Annotated in this window: 18 protein-coding genes; 11 read left to right on the top strand and 7 right to left on the bottom strand. The window is 72.1% G+C overall.

The annotated features are described in order from the left end of the window. Window positions 1–5 precede the first annotated feature (5 nt). The 6 genes from dhaK to HNR67_RS42230 all read left to right on the top strand — a co-directional run bounded on the left by dhaK (window position 6) and on the right by HNR67_RS42230 (window position 6,265). Window positions 6–1,007, top strand: coding sequence for a dihydroxyacetone kinase subunit DhaK (gene dhaK, locus HNR67_RS42255; RefSeq protein WP_185009478.1), 1,002 nt, complete (start codon window positions 6–8; stop codon window positions 1,005–1,007). Next, complete coding sequence (gene dhaL / locus HNR67_RS42250) at window positions 1,007–1,645, top strand: dihydroxyacetone kinase subunit DhaL (protein WP_185009476.1); 639 nt, start codon at window positions 1,007–1,009, stop codon at window positions 1,643–1,645. Before dhaK ends, dhaL begins: the two co-directional genes overlap by 1 nt. Beyond that, window positions 1,642–2,382, top strand: a complete 741-nt coding sequence (dhaM, locus tag HNR67_RS42245; protein ID WP_185009474.1) for a dihydroxyacetone kinase phosphoryl donor subunit DhaM — start codon at window positions 1,642–1,644, stop codon at window positions 2,380–2,382. The genes dhaL and dhaM overlap by 4 nt, the downstream gene beginning before the upstream one ends. A gap of 30 nt (window positions 2,383–2,412) precedes the next feature. Further along, window positions 2,413–3,330 carry a DUF3558 domain-containing protein gene (locus HNR67_RS42240; RefSeq protein WP_185009472.1) on the top strand — a complete coding sequence of 306 codons (918 nt, stop codon included), beginning with the start codon at window positions 2,413–2,415 and terminating at the stop codon, window positions 3,328–3,330. A 118-nt stretch (window positions 3,331–3,448) separates the two neighbouring features. Continuing rightward, window positions 3,449–5,221, top strand: a complete 1,773-nt coding sequence (locus HNR67_RS42235; RefSeq protein ID WP_185009470.1) for a 3-hydroxyacyl-CoA dehydrogenase family protein — start codon at window positions 3,449–3,451, stop codon at window positions 5,219–5,221. A gap of 24 nt (window positions 5,222–5,245) precedes the next feature. Beyond that, the gene (locus HNR67_RS42230; protein ID WP_185009467.1) at window positions 5,246–6,265 is read left to right on the top strand and encodes a DUF6183 family protein; all 1,020 of its coding nucleotides are present in this window, start codon (window positions 5,246–5,248) and stop codon (window positions 6,263–6,265) included. Between the two features lie 2 nt (window positions 6,266–6,267). On the opposite strand, the gene HNR67_RS42225 is transcribed toward HNR67_RS42230, so the two are convergent. The 3 genes from HNR67_RS42225 to HNR67_RS42215 all read right to left on the bottom strand — a co-directional run bounded on the left by HNR67_RS42225 (window position 6,268) and on the right by HNR67_RS42215 (window position 8,528). Then, complete coding sequence (locus HNR67_RS42225; protein WP_185009465.1) at window positions 6,268–7,764, bottom strand: glycoside hydrolase family 28 protein; 1,497 nt, start codon at window positions 7,762–7,764, stop codon at window positions 6,268–6,270. A 156-nt stretch (window positions 7,765–7,920) separates the two neighbouring features. Next, a complete protein-coding gene (locus tag HNR67_RS42220) occupies window positions 7,921–8,163 on the bottom strand; it encodes a hypothetical protein (protein WP_185009463.1) in 243 nt (80 codons plus the stop codon). Between the two features lie 146 nt (window positions 8,164–8,309). Then, the gene (locus HNR67_RS42215; RefSeq protein ID WP_185009461.1) at window positions 8,310–8,528 is read right to left on the bottom strand and encodes an FmdB family zinc ribbon protein; all 219 of its coding nucleotides are present in this window, start codon (window positions 8,526–8,528) and stop codon (window positions 8,310–8,312) included. Between the two features lie 37 nt (window positions 8,529–8,565). Here HNR67_RS42215 and HNR67_RS42210 point away from each other — a divergent pair, with 37 nt between their 5' ends. Genes HNR67_RS42210 through HNR67_RS42200 form a run of 3 tightly spaced genes read left to right on the top strand, consistent with a single transcriptional unit; the run spans window position 8,566 to window position 10,172 of the window. Next, the gene (locus HNR67_RS42210) at window positions 8,566–9,105 is read left to right on the top strand and encodes a DUF4262 domain-containing protein (RefSeq protein ID WP_185009459.1); all 540 of its coding nucleotides are present in this window, start codon (window positions 8,566–8,568) and stop codon (window positions 9,103–9,105) included. Window positions 9,106–9,144: 39 nt separating this feature from the next. Further along, the gene (locus HNR67_RS42205; protein ID WP_185009457.1) at window positions 9,145–9,441 is read left to right on the top strand and encodes a hypothetical protein; all 297 of its coding nucleotides are present in this window, start codon (window positions 9,145–9,147) and stop codon (window positions 9,439–9,441) included. Continuing rightward, window positions 9,432–10,172, top strand: a complete 741-nt coding sequence (locus tag HNR67_RS42200; RefSeq protein ID WP_312989361.1) for an alpha/beta hydrolase — start codon at window positions 9,432–9,434, stop codon at window positions 10,170–10,172. The genes HNR67_RS42205 and HNR67_RS42200 overlap by 10 nt, the downstream gene beginning before the upstream one ends. Here the strand turns inward: HNR67_RS42200 and HNR67_RS45470 are convergent. Next, complete coding sequence (locus HNR67_RS45470; RefSeq protein ID WP_312989359.1) at window positions 10,153–12,237, bottom strand: GNAT family N-acetyltransferase; 2,085 nt, start codon at window positions 12,235–12,237, stop codon at window positions 10,153–10,155. The two genes, HNR67_RS42200 and HNR67_RS45470, sit on opposite strands and share 20 nt — an antisense overlap. 20 nt (window positions 12,238–12,257) lie before the next feature. On the opposite strand from HNR67_RS45470, the gene HNR67_RS42185 reads away from it, so the two are divergent. Next, a complete protein-coding gene (locus HNR67_RS42185; protein ID WP_185009455.1) occupies window positions 12,258–13,022 on the top strand; it encodes an alpha/beta fold hydrolase in 765 nt (254 codons plus the stop codon). On the opposite strand, the gene HNR67_RS42180 is transcribed toward HNR67_RS42185, so the two are convergent. Then, window positions 12,982–13,419 carry a winged helix-turn-helix transcriptional regulator gene (locus HNR67_RS42180; protein ID WP_185009453.1) on the bottom strand — a complete coding sequence of 146 codons (438 nt, stop codon included), beginning with the start codon at window positions 13,417–13,419 and terminating at the stop codon, window positions 12,982–12,984. The genes HNR67_RS42185 and HNR67_RS42180 overlap by 41 nt on opposite strands. Here HNR67_RS42180 and HNR67_RS42175 point away from each other — a divergent pair. After that, window positions 13,411–13,800 carry a YybH family protein gene (locus tag HNR67_RS42175; RefSeq protein ID WP_185009451.1) on the top strand — a complete coding sequence of 130 codons (390 nt, stop codon included), beginning with the start codon at window positions 13,411–13,413 and terminating at the stop codon, window positions 13,798–13,800. The genes HNR67_RS42180 and HNR67_RS42175 overlap by 9 nt on opposite strands. Window positions 13,801–13,804: 4 nt before the next feature. Here the strand turns inward: HNR67_RS42175 and HNR67_RS46575 are convergent, their stop codons facing one another. Both HNR67_RS46575 and ccrA read right to left on the bottom strand, forming a co-directional pair. Continuing rightward, window positions 13,805–16,075, bottom strand: coding sequence for a M protein (locus tag HNR67_RS46575; protein WP_185009449.1), 2,271 nt, complete (start codon window positions 16,073–16,075; stop codon window positions 13,805–13,807). Window positions 16,076–16,163: 88 nt separating this feature from the next. Continuing rightward, on the bottom strand, window positions 16,164–17,495 hold the full coding sequence (ccrA, locus tag HNR67_RS42165; protein WP_185009448.1) for a crotonyl-CoA carboxylase/reductase: 1,332 nt from the start codon (window positions 17,493–17,495) through the stop codon (window positions 16,164–16,166). Window positions 17,496–17,511 lie beyond the last annotated feature (16 nt).

Genomic DNA, 17,511 nt, shown 5'->3' with positions numbered 1-17,511 from the left:
CCGACGTGAAGAAGATCATCAATGATCCGGCTGACGTGGTGTCCGAGGCGCTGCGCGGGATGGCGCTGGCCCATGCCGACCTGCTGACCGTGCGCCAGGACCCGGCCGTCATCCACCGCGACGACGCCCCGGTCCAGGGCAAGGTCGCCCTGGTCTCCGGTGGTGGCTCCGGCCACGAACCGCTGCACGGCGGCTTCGTCGGGCCCGGCATGCTCGACGCCGCGGTGCCCGGTCCGGTGTTCACCTCGCCCACCCCGGACGGGGTGCAGGCCGCGATCGAGGCGGTGCACGGCGGCGCCGGGGTGCTGCTGATCGTGAAGAACTACACCGGCGATGTGCTCAACTTCGAGACCGCGGCCGAGTTCGCCGCGATCGAAGGCACCGAGGTTCGCACCGTGGTGGTGGACGACGACGTGGCGGTCAAGGACTCGCTCTACACCGCGGGCCGGCGGGGTGTGGCGGGCACCGTGCTGGTGGAGAAGATCGTCGGCGCGGCCGCGCAGCGCGGGGACGACCTGGATGCCTGCGAGGCGTTGGCGCGCAAGGTGGTCGGGGGCACCCGCACCCTGGGCGTCGCGCTGGCCGCTGGCACCGTGCCGCACGCCGGGCAGCCCGGGTTCACCCTGGCCGAGGACGAGCTGGAGCTGGGCATCGGCATCCACGGCGAGCCCGGCCGGGCCAGGTTGCCGATGGAACCCGCCGACGCGCTGGTGCGCAGGCTGGTGGACGCGGTGACCGAGGACCTGCCTTACACAGCGGGCGATGAGGTGCTGCTGCTGACCAACGGCATGGGCGGCACCCCGCAGATCGAGCTGTACCTGGCGCACGGCATCGCGGCGGAACTGTTGGCCGCACGCGGGATCACCGTGCGGCGCCACCTGGTGGGGTCCTATGTGACCAGTCTGGAGATGCAGGGGATGAGCCTGACCTTGCTCAAGCTGGATGACGAACTGGTTGATCTTTGGGACGCGCCGGTGCGGACCGCGGCGCTGCGCTGGGGGATGTGATGGGCTGTTCCACGGAAGACCTGGTCGCCGCGTTGCGAGCCGCGGCGGAGGTGGTGATCGATCACCGGGACGAGCTGGTCGAGCTGGACCGGCTCATCGGCGACGCCGACCACGGGGAGAACCTGCGCAGGGGCTTCACCGCTGTGGTGTCCACAATGGACGGAGGAGGATGGTCGGGGCCTGCCTCGGTGCTCAAGGCGGTGGCGAAGACGTTGATCTCCACGGTGGGTGGGGCGGCGGGCCCGTTGTACGGCACCGCGTTCCTGCGCGCGGGCGCCGCGCTGGACGGGCGCGCCGAACTGGATGCCCCTGCCGTGGCCACGGCCCTGCGCGCCGCGCTGGACGGAGTGCTGGCCAGGGGCAAGGCCGAACCTGGCGACAAGACGATGGTGGACGCGCTGACCCCGGCCGTGCAAGCCGCCGAGGCCGCCGCGGCCCAGGGTGCGGATGTCGTGGCGACCTTGTCGGCGGCCGCAGGCGCGGCGGCGGACGGCGCGGCGGCGACGGTGCCCCTCGTCGCCCGCAAGGGCCGCGCCTCCTACCTTGGCGAGCGCAGCGCGGGGCATCTCGACCCGGGTGCGCGCTCGACCTCCCTGCTGCTGACCGCGCTGGCCACGCACGCAGGCGGCGCGCGATGAACCGCCGGGTGGGACTGGTGATCGTCTCGCACAGCGCGAAGCTGGCCGAGGGCGTGGTGGAACTGGCCCAGCAGATGGCGCCGGAGGTGCGCATCCTGGCCGCCGGCGGCCTGCCGGAGAACGGCGGCCTCGGCACCGACCTGGACACCGTCTCGGCCGCGCTGGAACGCGCGGACGACGGCGAGGGCGTGGTGCTGCTCTACGACCTCGGCAGCGCGCAGATGATCGCCGAACTGGCCGTGGAGGTGCTGGGCGACCCTGGCCGCGCGGTGGTGGTGGACGCCCCGCTGGCCGAGGGGGCGGTGGCCGCCGCGGTCTCCGCCCAGGGCGGGTCCACGCTGGACGAGGTGGCCGACGCCGCGGCGACCGCGACCGCCTTCGCCATCGGCGAGACCGTGGACGAGCTGTTCCTCGGCGCGAACGGCCACGACCACGGGCATGGCCACGACCACGGGCAGCCCAGCTCCAGCGGGCTGGTCGAGCTGGACATCGAACTGCGCAACGAGATCGGCCTGCACGCCCGGCCGGCCGCGCTGCTGGCCCGCGCCGTGGCCGAGCTGGACGTGGAGGCATCGGTGCGCTTCGGCGACCAGGAGGTCAGCGCGGCCAGCGTGCTCGCGCTGATGGGCCTTGGCGCCCGCGGCGGGGACACCATCACGCTGCGCGCGGTCGGTCCGGACGCTCAGGAGGCACTCACTCGGGTGGCAGCGCTCGCCGAACGCGGTTTCGACGAGTGAGCCCGCGCATCCGCGCCTACGCTGCGGATCATGGCTGCCAGAGCGGTTCTGGCCTGCGTGGTCCTGGTGACCGTGCTGGTCGGCTGTGGCACGCCGCAGGCCGGTCCGGGCGCGGCCGCCCCCGCGCCCGACTGGCCGAGGCTGGACCCGTGCAGCCTGCTCGCCCCGGACGCGCTGAGCCGCTTCGGCGGCCAGTCCGCCGGTCCTGAGCTGAACTTCGACGACTGTCGCCTGGCCCTGCGCAACGGGGTGGCCGAGCTGACCGTGACGCTGGGTTCCGGCGGCAGGCTGGCCGAGGCGCACGGGGCCGAGCAGCTCGGCTTCGAGCTGGTCGAGCGGGACGGGGTGCGGGTCGGCCGGGCCAAGGCGGTCGCCGACTCCTGCGGGTCGGTGGTGGTGCTGCCCGACCTGCGCTACGTCACGGTGGACGTCAGCGGCGAGGACGCCCAGCTGTGCGCGGTGGCCGAGGCCGCGGCCGAATCGGTGCGCACCGTGCTGCGCACCGGCGGCACCCGCAGCCGCGCCTACCCGCGCAACTCACTGGCCGCGCTGGACCCCTGTCCGCTGGTGCCGGCCGCGCTGGCCGCCAGGGTGCCCGGCATCGACACCCCGATGCCGCACGGCGACGGCAACCGGCACGTCTGCCAGTGGGGTGGCAGGCGCGGCGACTCGCCCTCGCTGCTGGTCAGCTTCAGCGTGGTCGACCCCGATCCGGCCGCGCCGGCGGCGATCGAGCGGATCGGCGGCCGCGAGTCACTGGTCCGCGCCCAGCCCGCGGGTGGCGGCCTGCTGCCCTCCTGCCGGGTGGACACCAGGCATATCGCCTTCGGTCAGGGCTACCGGGAGAACGCCAGGGTGTCGATCTACAGCGCGCTGCCCGCGGAGGAGAACTGCCCGCTCGCGCGTGAGGTGGCCACCGCGGTCTGGCCGCGCCTACCCGCTCTCTAGGCTTGCCCCCGTGGCGAACCTCACCGGGGAAAACAACACGCAGCGTGGCACTATCACCACAAGTTACTGGCCCGTAGCACCCGTCAGCGGGTCCCCCGATGTCGTGGGAGGCAGAGTCGTGACGCGTGAGTTCACCACCGTCGGAGTCGTCGGTCTTGGCACCATGGGCGCCGGTATCGCGGAGGTGTTCGCGCGCACCGGGCTGAAGGTCATCGCGGTCGAGGTGACCGAGGACGCGCTGGCCCGCGGGCGTGGCCACGTGGAGCACTCCACCGACCGCGCGCTGCGCCGCGGCAAGCTGGACGAGGCTGGCAAGGACGCGCTGTTCGCCCAGATCGAGTTCACCACCTCGATGCAGGCGCTGGCAGCTGCCGACCTGGTGATCGAGGCGGTGCCGGAGCGGATGGAGCTGAAGGCCCAGGTCTTCGGCGAACTGGACCGGATCTGCCCGCCGGAGACGATCCTGGCCTCCAACACCTCCTCGCTGTCGGTCACCGAGCTGTCCGTGCACACCTCCCGGCCGGGCAAGGTCGTCGGGATGCACTTCTTCAACCCGGCGCCGGTGCTCAAGCTGGTCGAGGTGATCCGCACCGTGGTCACCGAGCCAGGGGTGGTCGAGGACGTCACCGCGCTGGCCGAGCGGCTGGGCAAGGTGCCGGTGGTCATCGGCGACCGCGCGGGCTTCATCGCCAACGCGCTGCTGTTCGGCTACCTCAACCACGCCGTGCGCATGTTCGAGGGCCGCTACGCCACCCGTGAGGACCTGGACGCGGCCATGAAGCTGGGCTGCGGCTACCCGATGGGCCCGCTGGCGCTGCTCGACCTGATCGGGCTGGACACCGCCTACGAGATCCTCGACACCATGTACCACCAGTCCCGCAACCGGCTGCACGCTCCCGCGCCGCTGCTCAAGCAGATGATCACCGCGGGCCTGCTGGGCCGGAAGACCGGACGTGGTTTCTACACCTACGACGCCCCGGACTCGCCCACCGTGGTGGACGCGGTCAGCGCCGAGGGCGCCTCGACCGAGCAGGTCCGCGAGGTGCAGCGGGTCGGCGTGGTCGGCACCGGGACCATGGCCACCGGCATCGTGGAGGTCTTCGCCAAGTCCGGCCACGACGTGATCGTGCGGGCCCGCAGCGAGGGCAAGGGCAAGACCGCGCTGGAGGCGCTGCGCCGCTCGCTGGACAAGGGCGTGCTGCGCGGCAAGCTGTCGGAGGAGGACCGGGACGCCGCGCTGGCGCGGGTCCAGGTGACCACCGACCTGGGTGATCTGGCCGACGCCGACCTGGTGGTCGAGGCGGTCGCCGAGGAGCTGTCGGTCAAGAAGGCCGTCTTCGCCACCCTGGACGAGGTCTGCAAGCCGGGTGCGGTGCTGGCCACCACCACCTCCTCGCTGCCGGTGATCGAGCTGGCCGCGGTGACCAGCCGCCCCGGCGACGTGGTCGGCCTGCACTTCTTCAACCCCGCGCCGGTGATGAAGCTGGTCGAGGTGGTGCACACCATCTCCACCGCGCCCGAGGTGGTGCTGACCGCCCAGGCGGTCTGCCGCAAGCTCGGCAAGCACCCGGTGACCTGCGGCGACCGCGCCGGGTTCATCGTCAACGCGCTGTTGTTCCCCTACCTCAACGACGCGGTGAAGATGCTGGAGGCGCACTACGCCTCCGCCGATGACATCGACAACGCGATGAAGGTCGGCTGTGGCCTGCCGATGGGCCCGTTCGCGTTGCTGGACGTGGTCGGCCTGGACGTGGCCCTGGCCATCCAGCGCGAGCTGTACCTGGAGTTCCGCGAGGCCGGGTTCGCGCCGGCTCCGCTGCTGGAACACCTGGTCACCGCAGGTCGGCTGGGTCGCAAGACCGGCAAGGGCTTCCGCGACTACACCGGCTGAGCGGGCTGGGTAGCCTGAGGGATCGTGGAGGCCACGATCGACGAGCTGATCAGCAGGCTGCGCACCGCCAAGCGCTGCGACGAGGAACTGGACCTCGTGCGGGGCTGGGCCGATGCGGGCCGGATCGACGAGCTGCTGCACCTGGGCGAGGCGCTGCTGGCGGCGCAGGGCCGGGCGGCGGAGCAGGTGCTGTGGGGTGTCATCGCCGCACTGGCCGCCCGTCCCGGCGCGTTCAGCGTGGTGGCCGCGCTCCAGCTGGCCGGGGACGACCGGGTGCCGCTCGGCCAGAAGCGCAGGGCCGCGGCGCTGCTCGCCGAGGGGCAGCCGCTGGAGAACCTGGACGCCTTCTTCGCCGACGCCGGGCCGACGGATGAGGTGCTGGCCTGCCTGCTGCACGAGACGGTGCTGCGGCACGGCGACCTGACCGGGGTGCCGGAGGCGGTGGCCTACGCCGAGCAGTTGCACGGCGCGCACCCGCTGGGCGAACTGCCGCTGAAGCTGGCCGAGTTCGAGCTGGGCGAGGAGAGCGGCGACCTCTATCGTGCCCTGCCGCTGTGGCCGGACCAGGGCGGGACCGAGCCGAGCACCGAGGTCGAGCGCCTGCCCTGGGACGCGGCCGAGGTCGAGGCGGGCTTCCAGCACTGGGTCGGCCCGGCGGGCGGCCACGTGGAGAGCGGCCTGTTCCGGCTCAGCGCGCCCTGGCAGCCGGACCTGCTGACCAGCCTGCCGCTGGACTGCCTGGCCGGGGCCGAGCAGGTGCGGGTCAGCCGGATGACGCTGACCGAGGCGTACTGGGTCCTCTTCAGCCGGATGCGCTTCGACGGCGCCTACAGCTCCGACACCAGCCGCGCCTACGCCCGGCTGCACGCCCGCCGGGCCATCGCCGGCCTGGCCGGGGTGGACCGGCCGGGCGAGGCGCGTTGTGAATGGCTGGAGTTCGACGTGACCGGGCCGTGGTTCTACCAGGTGGCCTGGGACCTCGGCGTGCTGGCTGCGCGGCCGGACGGCACGGTGGCCGTCCTGGCCGCGAGCGACACCGACTGAGGTCAGTTCTGCGTGCGGGTGCGCAGTTCCGCGCCCGTGGTGGTGGAGCTGCCGGTCACCGACTGGCCGCTGCTCTTCTGGAAGGTCACGTCGTAGGGCCCGGTGCTGCGTTCGACCTTGACGCCGTTGATGGTGACGCCGGTGGTGTCGTTGGTCAGGAACGCGGGCCGCCCGTCGTTCTTCTCGAACTCGAAGGTGCTGCCGACGAACTTGATGTCCTTGGCGTGCCGGATCCAGAAGCCGAAGGAGGGCCGCACGCCGAAGATCCGCGGCGGGTACTCGGTGCTGTTCTCCGGCGGCACCCGGTTGGCGTCGGAGGCCGGGTGGTTGCCTGGCACGTTGAGCTTGACGTTGGTGAAGGTGACGTCCTCGATCATCGAGTCGGTGCGGCCGCTGATCGTGCTGGTGTGCTCGGGGCCGCCCGGCACGGTGGTCGGCGAGGTCAGGCTGGTGCCGGTGATGTCGGTGAAGTGGATGTCGCGGATCTTGCCGGCAGGCGGCTTGCCTGGGCAGCGCGAGCGCTTGCCGACGTGCAGGAAGATCGGCGTGGTGGTGCGGGTCAGGGTGATGTTGTTGTAGTGGATGTCCTCGATCACCGAGCCGTCCATGGACACGATGCCCAGCCCGGCCTTGCCCGCGCCGGTGACCTTGAGGTTGCTGAACCGGATGTTGCGGAAGTTCCCGCAGGTCTCCGAGCCGAACTGGAGCGCGTTGTTCTCGGTGGACTTGATGGTGGAATCGCGCACCACGTTGTTCTGGCTGACGAAGGTCTTGCCGAGGGCGTAGTCGCTCTTGAAGACCACCGCGTCGTCACTGGCCTCCACGATGGAGTCGGCGACCTCCACGTTCGAGCTGTTGATGATGTTGATCCCGTCCCGGTCCTCGGAGGTGAGGATCTTGACGTTGCTGAACTTCATCCCGTCGCACCCGTTGGCCAGCACCGCGAAGTGCCCGCCCTGGCGCATGGTGATGCCGGTCAGCGTCACGTTCTTGCAGAACTTCAGCGAGATCGCCTTGTCCGCGATGCCGGAACCCGGGTTGTTGCTGGTGTCCAGCTTGTTGTCACCGTCGATGGTGCCGGTCCCGGTGAAGTGGATGTTGGAGACGTTCTCGCCCCAGAGCAGGGCGTTGCGGAAGTGGCTGTGCCCGAAGTCCTGGTAGTCGTCGAACTCGTTGGGCTCCGGCTTGTCCATGCCACTGCCGGCCGCGATGATCTTCGACCCGGCGGCCAGGTTGATGGTGATGTTGCTCTTGAGGTGGATGGACCGGGACAGGTAGGTGCCCGAGGGCACCTCGACCACACCGCCACCGGCGGCACTGGCCGCGGTGATCGCCTTGTCGATGGCGGGCGAGTCGATGGCCTTGCCATCCCCCTTGGCGCCGTAGTCCCTGATGTTGAAGGTGGCCTCCGGCGCGGCCAGGGCGGGGGTCGCCATGGCCAGCACGGTGGCGCCCGCGGTGCCCAGGACGAGCAGGCGGGATCGCCAGGATCGGTTCATGAGCGGGGTCCTCCTCGGTGCGGTTCCACTGACCCGCGTGGCGGCGCAGGGGCTGCTGCGAAGAGGCGGCGGTCAAAATGTAAGCGTTTGCAACGCTAGGAGCAGGGCGAGCGCGGCGCAAGGGGCCAGCCGGAGGAGACCGTCAGGAGGACAGTGTCAGCGCAGCTCGCAGGCGGTCATCGCCCACAGCTGCGGGCCGTACTCGGCGCGGAAGACCCGGTAGCAGTCCAGGAAGGTGACCGCGGCGCAGGCCAGGTCGGCGAGCAGGATGCCTGCGTCGGCCTCGCTCATCGCGTAGGACACGCACTCCTCGGCGTCGGCGTGCGCGGTGGCCGCCGGTCCGGCCAGGGTGGCGCCGACGATCGCCGAGGTGAGAACGAGGGCCAGTGGCCTGAGCATGTGTTTCCTCCGAGCTGCCGGGCGTGCCCTCCTGGTTAGCCGGTCCGGGGCCTGCTGGGTAGCGCGGTCGCCGGTTCGGGTGGGCGGTGCCACCCGGTCAGGGCAGCCGGGCCGCGTGCTCGGGGCAGCCGGCGGTCAGGCGGTGCTCAGCCGCAGCAGCCGCCACCGCAGCAACCCCCGCCACCGCCACCACCGGCCGGCGCGGGCGCGCTGCCGCCGCGGCCGGTCATGCCGAGGGTGGTCAGCAGCTTCACCGTGTCGGTGTGGCCGCCGGGGCAGGTCGCCGGGTCGCTGGAGGCGCTCATCGGGCGGGACAGCTCGAAGGTGTCGCCGCACTCGCGGCAGCGGAACTCATAACGCGGCATGCCGCCATTGTGCGGCATCGGCGGTTACCGTCGGGCTGTGCCGAGGACAACCGAGTGCGCCTGCCTGATCTGCGAGCCGCCGGACGCCCGCCAGGACCAGCGGTGGCGACGGGAGATCGGCACCGTGCGCAGGCACCGGTGGGGTGTGGTCGGCATCGTGGACGAGCCGGGCTGGGCGTTCAGCTACGGGTTGTGGCACTCCTTCCGGCAGCCGGAGATCGCCATGTTCGGGCTGCGCGGACCGGACATGATGACCTGGCTCAACGAACTCGCCGACCGGATCCCCGGTGGCGGCGTGCTGTGCGACGGCGACGAGCTGACCGATGTGCTGGCCGACCAGCCGGTGTTGCTGCGGGCGGCCGACGCGAGCTGGAACGACGGGCTCTTCGGCACCGCGGTCGGCTTCTACCGGCAGCGGACCCCGCCGTTCCTGCAGGTGATCTGGCCGGATCGGCACGGGCACTGGCCGTGGCACCCGGAGGCGGGGGACCGGTGCCGGGACTGGCAGCCCAACCTGTGGCTGCCGCTGGCCGAGCACCCCGGCGAGCTGTGGCCGCGGATCGCCACCGAGGTCTGACCGCGCCCCGCGGATCCGTCCGGGTTACCGTGTTTTCTCGTGCCTCGCCGTAACCGAACCCATGACGCCGACGGTCATCGACCGCTCGGCGGCGGACTGGGTGATGCCCGCACCGAGTCCGGTCCCGACGGCGACTGGATCGTCCGCTCGGTTCCCGGCGCGCAGACCACGAAGATGTACCGCTGTCCCGGCTGCGACCACGAGATCCGGCCAGGGGTGGCGCACGTGGTGGCCTGGCCCGCGGACGATCTTGGCTCGGCCACGGACCGGCGGCACTGGCACAACGGGTGCTGGGGCGCGCGGTCGCGCCGCGGACCGACCCGGCGGTGGTCTTGACCGGGGCGGACGGCGTCGAGATCCGGGCGAACACCGTGCTGCCCGCGATGCGCGAACCGCTCACCCTGCGTACCGCCGACGGCCTGGCCCTGGTCGGCGAACTCGCGCTGCCGGTGGACCGCCCGCCGCGGGCGACCCTGGTCTGCCTGCACCCGCTGCCAACGCACGGCGGCATGATGGACTCGCACCTGCTGCGCAAGGCCGCCTGGCGACTGCCCGCGCTGGCCGGGTTCGCCGTGCTGCGGTTCAACACCAGGGGCACCGCGAGCGAGGCCGGATGCAGCGAGGGCGTCTTCGAGCGGTGCGACGGCGAAGGCCGGGATCTGACCGCGGCGCTGGAGTTCACCCAGGCCAGGGGACTGCCCGAGGTGTGGCTGCTGGGCTGGTCCTTCGGCACCGATCTGGCGCTGCGGCACGGGTTGCACCCGGCGGTGCGCGGGGCGGTGCTGGTCGCGCCGCCGTTGCGGTGGAGCGCGGCGGCGGAGCTGGACCGGTGGCGGGCCTCGGGATTGCCGGTGACCTGCCTGGTGCCCGAGCACGACGACAACCTGCGGCCCGAGCAGGCCCGGACCCGGTTCGCGCCGCTGACCCAGGCGCGGGTGGTGGCCGTGCCGGGGGCCAAGCACCTGCTGGTGGGCTACGCGGACGTGGTGCTGGACGAGGTGGTCCGGGCGGTCGCGCCGGAGCTGGCCACGCCGTTGCCGCGGCGGGTCAGCCTTCCGGCGTCCTGACGGCCGGGTCGCGGTAGAGCGCCGAGACGCCCTGGCCGCCGTACTCGGTGCTGCCGACCAGCACGAAGCCGAGCTTCTCGGCGACCCGGATGGACGCGGTGTTGTCGAAGTGGGTGACCACGCTGACCGGCAGCTCCGGCCGGGCCCGCCGCGCCCAGTCCACCGCGGCCCTGGCCATTTCCGGCGCGTAGCCCTTGCCCCAGGCCGACGGGCGGAAGCGGTAGGCCAGGTTCAGCGACGGCCTGCCGTCCACGATGGCGTGCCGCAGGCCGCCGTAGCCGAGCAGCTCACCGGTGTCGGCCAGCCGGACCGCCCAGTAGCTGATGCCGTCCCGGACCCAGTCCTCGACGATCCGCCCGAGCAACTCGGCCACCGCCTCCGGAGTGGCCGGTTTGCGGCTGAAGCGGTTGGTCTCCGGGTCGGACTGGATCTCGGCGAAACCGGCCAGGTCGTCGGCGCCGAGCCGGTGCAGCCACAGCCGTTCGGTGTGCAGTTCCTCGGGCTCGGGCAGCGGTTTCCGGTACAGGGCAAGGCCTTTGATCGCGTACTCGTCGGTGCGGCCGACCCTGGCCATGCCGAGTTTGGCCGCCACCCTGATCGCGTTGTCGTTCGCGGTCGCGGTGGCCACGTGCACCGGCCGGTCCGGCAGTGCCGTGGCCGCCCACTCGATGGCCGCGGTGGCCATTTCCGGCGCGTAGCCGCGGCCCCAGGCGCTGGGCCGGAACCGGTAGTACAGGTTGAGCACCGGCTGCCCGCGCAGCACGTGCGGCTCCAGCCCGCCGATGCCGACCACCTCGCCGGTCTCGGCCAGGATGACCAGCCAGTAGCCGATGCCGTGCTCGGCCCAGCTCTCCAGCCATTCGGTCAGCTGCCCGGCCACCTGCGCCGAACTGGGTGGCGCGACCTTGTACTGGTTGGTCGCCGGATCGCCCTGGATCTCCCGTACCACCGGCAGATCCGCCCGCCGCACCCGGCGCAGCCACAGCCGTTGGGTGTGCAGTTCGTCCGGGGCCGGGCGCGGCCTGCGGAACAACGCCATGATCGGCTCGCCCTTGTGCACGTACTCGTCGGTGACCCCGATCGGCGCCATGCCGAGTTTGGCCGCGACCCGCCTGGCCGCGGTGTTCTCCGGCACGGTGACCACGAACACCGGCCGGTCCGGCGCCGCGCGGTCCGCCCAGGCCATCGCCGCCCTGGCCATCTCGGTGGCGTAGCCCTGCCCCCAGGCGCCGGGCCGGAAGCGGTAGTACAGGTTGAACCCGTCCTCGCCCGCCATCCGCCGCACGGACAGCCCGCCGAGGCCGATGGTCTCGCCGGTGTCGGCGCGCACGATCGCCCAGTAGCCGATGCCGTGTTCGGCCCATTCACCCAGCCACCCGGCGAGCAGGTCCGCCGCCTGCGCCGGGGTGGGCAGCGTGGCGTTGAACTCGTTGGCGGCCGGATCGCACTGGATCTGCACCACCGCGGGCAGATCCGCTTCCTGGACCCGGCGCAGCAGCAGCCGTTCGGTCCGGATCAGCGCGGGCGGATCGGACAGCAGGCTCTCCGGCAGCCGGTCCAGGATCTCGCGCACCGTCTCGGCCGGGGTCTGGCCCGAACTGTCCAGCCACAGGCCCAGCCGCGGGGTGTCCGCGCGGAACATGCGGTCCAGCACCTCCACCGTCCACTCGCCGCCGTAGCCGGTCTTGTCCCTGGCACTCTCCCGCGCGTCCACCGCGCCGGTCGCCGGGGCGAGCACCACCAGGTGCACCAGCGGGGACCGCACCGCGGCCAGGAAGGCGCGCAGCCCGTCGCCGATGATCACGTCCTCGACCACCGCGGTGAACCCGGCCTCGACGAAGGAGTCGGCCAGCGCCGCGGCCTGCCGGTAGCGCAGGTGCAGCTGGTCTAGGGCCTGCTCGCCGGGCTCGGGGGTCATGTCGACCCGGCCGGTGCGGACCATCTCCCGCACCTGGTCGCCCTCGACGAACGCGCCGCGCTCGAAGGACCCGGCGAGCAGCCTGCCCACGGTGGTCTTGCCCGCGGCGGAGATCCCGGTCAGCACGATCAGGCGTGGCGGAGTCACAGCAGGCAGGATATGAACTCGTGCCCGTCAACGACACTGGATTAGGCGTTCCGCTGGTGCTGCTGCACGCGTTCCCGCTGGATTCCCGCATGTGGGACCCGGTGCGCGAGACGCTGGCCGAGCAGGTCCGGGTGATCACCCCTGACCAGCGTGGACTCGGCCGCACCCCGCTCGGCGCGGAACCCCCGGCACTGGAGGTCATCGCGCGCGATGTGCTCGGCCTGCTCGACGGGCTTGGGCTGGAGCGGGTGGTGCTGGGTGGCTGCTCGATGGGCGGCTACGTGGCCATGGCACTGCTGCGGCTCGCGCCGGAACGGGTGTCCGGGCTGGTGCTGGTGGACACCAAGGCGGTCGCGGACACCCCGGAGCAGCGGGCGAACCGGCTGGCGATGGCCGCCCGGATCGAGGCCGAGGGCGTGGACTGGCTGCCGGACACGGTGATCGAGGGCCTGCTCGGCCAGTACACCCATTCCGAGCGGCCCAAGGTGGTCGCGGCGGTGCGCAGGCTGATCGCGAGCCAGTCCGCCGAGGGCGTGGCCTGGGCGCAACGGGCGATGGCCGCCCGGCCGGACTCGACCGCGACGCTGGCCGCGGTGACCGTGCCGACGCTGGTGCTCACCGGCCGGGAGGACGCGCTGATCCCGCCCGCGCTGGCCAGTGCCATGGCCGGGGTGGTGCCCTCGGCCCAGCTGATCCAGCTGCCACGCAGCGGGCACCTGCCCCCGCTGGAGACCCCGGCCGAGTTCAGCGCGGCGGTGCTGGCGTTCCTGCGCGTGACCGGCTGAGTGCGGCGCCGGTCTCGTACAGGCAGATCAGCAGTGGCCGCAACGCCAGTCCGGCCGCGGTGAGCCGGTAGCCGACCCGCGGCGGGAAGGCGTTGACCTGCTCGCGGTGCGCCAGGCCGCGGGCGGTCAGCTCGTGCAGGCGTTCGGTGAGGATCTTGGCGCTGAGCGTCGGCAGGGCGGCGCGGAGTTCGGAGAAGGTGCGTTCGCCGTGCATCAGCTCGCGCAGCACCAGCGTGGTCCAGCGCCCGGAGATCGCGGCCAGGGCCACCTCGACCGGGCAGTCCGGCTCTGGCCTGGCGGTGCGGCCGCGCTCGTCGGGGACCAGCTCGGCGTCCCAGCCGTGGGTTTCCGTTTGGTGACCCGCGGCGCGGGGATCTTGGCTGTCGGCATGGACCACAGCACCAGTGTGCGGCTGACCACGGATCCCGGCCAGCACCCGCACGTCTTCGCCGCCGCCTTCAACTCCGGCGACCCGGCCGCGGTGGAGGCATGTTACGAACCCGGCGGCCTGCTCGCGCCCAGGCCGGGACAGCCGGTGACCGGTGAGCAGCGGGCCGCCGCCAACGCGCGCCTGATGTCCCTCGGCCTGCCGATCGAGGTCCGGCCGAGGCAGGTCTACGTGGTCGGCGAACTGGCGTTGCTGATCGTCGACTGGGAGATCCGCGGTGACGGTCCGGACGGTCCGGTGCACATCAGCGGCACCGCGACCGACGTGGCCCGGCGCGGGCCGGACGGGTTGTGGCGATACGTGATCGACAACCCGAACGGCTGCGCCTAGCCGGTCAGCGGCGGGGCGGGTTCTGCGGCCCGGCGGGCGGGGCCGGCTTGCGGAGCTGCTTGGTCGGACCGTCCAGATCGGTCTGCGGCTGCTGGACCGGGGGCTTCTTCATCGCCGTGGTGGGCGGGTCCATGTTCGGCCGCGGGGCCGCGGGCTGGCGCTGCGGGTGCGGCGACTGCGGCCGCTGCCCACGCACCGGCTGCGGCGGCTGGGAGGCCGGGTTCTGCGCCTGGACGTTGGGGGTGCGCTTGGCCGGGTTGGCCTTGGGGGCCTGCATCGCGGTGGTGCGGGCCGGGTCCGGCTGGACACCCTGCGGCGGCTGGCCGGGCTGGCGCTGGTTGCCCGGCACCGGCGGCCGTCCGCCCTGCGGGACACCCGCGGGGGAGACCGGCGGCTGACCACCGGCGACCGGCTGGGGCGCGGCCTGCTGCTGGTTGCCGGGGCCCTGCGGCTGGACCGGCTTGCCGGGCTGCGGCTGGGCGCCCTGCTGGGCCTGCTGCGGCGCCGGGGCCGCGGGCTGTGCCGGGGCCGCCTGCGGCTGCTGGGCCTGCTGCGGCGCGGGCTGGGGCTGGGCGGGCTGCTGCGACTGCGCGGGCTGGGGCTGCGCGTTCTGCGGCTGGGCCGGGGCGGCTGCCTTGGCCTCGGCCGCGGGCTCGGCGGGCTTGGCCTCGGCCTTCGGCTCCGGCTTGGGCTCGGGTTCCGGCAGCACCGGCTGGTCCAGGATCAGGTTCTCGTCGTCGCCCTCGGCCAGCAGCGGGGTGGCGTCCACGAACAGGCCGTGGATGGCCTCCATCTCCGAGTGCATGGCCTTCAGCTCGGACTGCATGGTGCCGAGCTGCCCGGTCACCCGGCCGCGCAGCGCGCGCAGCAGCTCGACCCGCTTGGTCGCGTACTCGACCCGCTTGGTGGACTCCCTGGTCGCCTCGGACAGTCGCTTGTCCGCCGCCTCGGTCGAGTCCTTGGTCAGCTTCTCCGCCTTCGCGGTGGCCTCGGCGACCATGGTGGTCGACTGCTCCAGCGCGTCCGAGCGGCGCTTCTCCGCTTCCGCGGTGGCCTCGCGGACCATCGTGGTGGACTGCTCCAGCGCCTCGGCGCGGCGGTTCTCCGCCTCCTCGGTGGCGTCCTTGACCAGCTTCTCCGCCTCGGCCTTGGCCTCCGCGCGGCGCTTGGCCGCCTCCTCGGTGGCCTCCCGCACCATGGTGGTGGACTGCTCAAGGGCGTCCGCCCGGCGCTTGTCCGCCTCCGCGGTGGCCTCGGTGACCCGCTTGTTGGCCTCCTCGGTGGCCTCGCGGACCAGGCGCTCGGCCTCGGTCGTGGCGTCGGCACGCCGCTTGGCGGCTTCCTCGGTGGCCTCGCGGACCATGGTGGTGGACTGCTCCAGCGCGTCGGCGCGGCGCTTCTCCGCCTCGGCGGTGGCCTCGCGGACCATCGTGGTGGACTGCTCCAGCGCGTCCGCCCGGCGCTTCTCCGCCTCCGCGGTGGCCTCGCCGACCATGGTGGTCGACTCGGCGATGGCGTCGTTGCGGCGCTTGGTGGCTTCCTCGGTCGCCTCGAACAACCGGCGGTTGGCCTCCGCGGTCGCCTCGGTGAGCCGCTTGGTGGCCTCCTCGGTGGCCTCCCGCACCCGGCGCTCGGCCTCGGCCTTGCTCTTGGCCTCCTGCTCGGCCAGCCCGCGCATGGACTCGGTGCGGCGGGAGGACATCGCGATCTCGAAGTCCTCCTCCACCTTGGTGCGCACCGCGTGTGAGTCCGCGTCCAGCTTGGCCGCCGTTGCGGTGGCCTCGCCGACGATCCGCTCGGCCTCGGTGCGCGCGTCGGCCAGCACCTTCTGGTGCTCGGCCTCCATCTGCACCCGGCGCGCGTCGAGTTCGGCGATGAGCTGCTCGTACCGGCGGCGCAGCCCGGCCGCGGCCTTCTCGGCGTCGGCCTGGGTCTTGGCCGACTCCTCCTCGGCGCGGGCGCGGGTCTCGTGCGCCTCGTCCTGGGCGAGCTTGAGCATCCGCTGCAGCCGCTCGCTCAGGCCCTCCAGCGTGGTCGGCGGCTTGGACAGCCGGTCGACCGAGCCCTTGAGGTCCTCGACCTCCATCCGCTTGGACTCCAGCTGCCTGGCCAGATCCCCGGCCTGGGACACCGCGGCGTCCCGATCGGCCGCCAGGATGCGAAGATCGGCGTCCAACCGCTCCAGGTGCTCTTCCACCTGGCTGCGGTCATAACCGCGCCGCACCGTGTCGAAGCCGGAACCGAGTGGCACAAGCTCACCGCTGCCAAGACCCATGGCCTCACGCTACCCGCACCGCGCGCCGGGCTGTGCTCGCGCCACCCGCTACCGGGTAGGCCATCCGTAGGAAAAAGCGAGAAAACCCTCACACACCACGGAATCGGTTGATCGCATCCTCATGCGCCGCACGGAATTCAGGATCGCGCACACCCAGACCGGCCTCCGGTGCGAGACACAACACACCAACCTTTCCCTGGTGTGCGTTCTGGTGGACGTCGTAGGCGGCCTGACCGGTGTTCTCCAGCGAGTACACATTGGACAGTGTCGGGTGGATCTTGCCCTTGGCGATCAAGCGGTTGGCCTCCCAGGCCTCCCGGTAGTTGGCGAAGTGCGAGCCGACGATCCGCTTGAGGTTCATCCACAGGTAGCGGTTGTCGTAGCTGTGCATGAATCCGCTGGTGGACGCGCAGGTGACGATGGTGCCGCCCTTGCGCGCGACGAACACGCTGGCGCCGAAGGTCTCCTTGCCAGGGTGCTCGAAGACGATGTCCGGATCGTCCCCGCCGGTCAGTTCGCGGATCTTGGCGCCGAACCGCTTCCACTCCGACGGGTCCTGCTCGTGCTCGTCCTTCCAGAACTTGTAGCCCTCGGCCGAGCGATCGATGATCAGCTCGGCGCCCATCTTGCGGCAGATGTCGGCCTTCTCCGGACTGGAGACCACGCACACCGGGGTCGCGCCGCCGTTGAGCGCGAACTGGGTGGCGTAGGAGCCTAGGCCGCCGGAGGCGCCCCAGATCAGCACCGTGTCGCCCTGCTTCATGCCGGCGCCGTTGGTGGAGACCAGCTGCCGGTACGCGGTGGAGTTGACCAGTCCGGGACTGGCCGCCTCCTCCCAGCTCAGGTGCTTGGGCTTGGGCATCAGCTGGTTGGTCTTGACCAGGGCCAGCTCGGCCAGGCCGCCGAAGTTGGTCTCGAAGCCCCAGATCCGCTGCTCCGGGTCCATCATCGTGTCGTTGTGCCCGTCCGGGCTCTCCAGCTCCACGCTCAGACAGTGCGCGACCACCTCGTCGCCCGGCTTCCAGTTGTTCACCCCGGCCCCGGTACGCAGCACCACACCGGCCAGGTCGGAGCCGACCACGTGGTAGGGCAGGTCGTGCCGGGAGGCCAGCGGCGAGGTGCGGCCGTAGCGGCGCAGGAAGCCGAAGGTGGACACCGGCTCGAAGATCGAGGTCCACACGGTGTTGTAGTTGATCGCGCTGGCCATCACCGCGACCAGTGCCTCACCGGGGCCCAGCTCGGGCGTGGGCACGTCGTCGAGGTGCAGCGAGCGCCGCGGGTCCTTCTCCTTGTGCGGGACGCCCTCGAACATGCCTGCTTCGTCGGCATGCACGGTTACCCCTCGGTAGGACTCCGGCACCGCGAGTTCGGCGAGTGCCTCGTTCTCACCGGCCAGGATCGCGTCGAGGATCTTCTGCACGGGGGACCTCCGTGGG

This window comes from Crossiella cryophila, from assembly GCF_014204915.1.
Taxonomy (GTDB): Bacteria; Actinomycetota; Actinomycetes; order Mycobacteriales; family Pseudonocardiaceae; genus Crossiella; species Crossiella cryophila.
This window is presented reverse-complemented; position numbering and strand designations above follow the sequence as displayed.

Bases quoted from the DNA above. Each gene is read 5' to 3' on its own strand.
- HNR67_RS42240 (WP_185009472.1), top strand. From the start codon at position 2,413: ATGGCTGCCAGAGCGGTTCTGGCCTGCGTGGTCCTGGTGACCGTGCTG.
- dhaL (WP_185009476.1), top strand. From the start codon at position 1,007: ATGGGCTGTTCCACGGAAGACCTGGTCGCCGCGTTGCGAGCCGCGGCG.
- HNR67_RS42225 (WP_185009465.1), bottom strand. From the start codon at position 7,764: ATGAACCGATCCTGGCGATCCCGCCTGCTCGTCCTGGGCACCGCGGGC.
- HNR67_RS42220 (WP_185009463.1), bottom strand. From the start codon at position 8,163: ATGCTCAGGCCACTGGCCCTCGTTCTCACCTCGGCGATCGTCGGCGCC.
- HNR67_RS42215 (WP_185009461.1), bottom strand. From the start codon at position 8,528: ATGCCGCGTTATGAGTTCCGCTGCCGCGAGTGCGGCGACACCTTCGAG.
- HNR67_RS42175 (WP_185009451.1), top strand. From the start codon at position 13,411: ATGGACCACAGCACCAGTGTGCGGCTGACCACGGATCCCGGCCAGCAC.
- HNR67_RS46575 (WP_185009449.1), bottom strand. From the start codon at position 16,075: ATGGGTCTTGGCAGCGGTGAGCTTGTGCCACTCGGTTCCGGCTTCGAC.
- dhaM (WP_185009474.1), top strand. From the start codon at position 1,642: ATGAACCGCCGGGTGGGACTGGTGATCGTCTCGCACAGCGCGAAGCTG.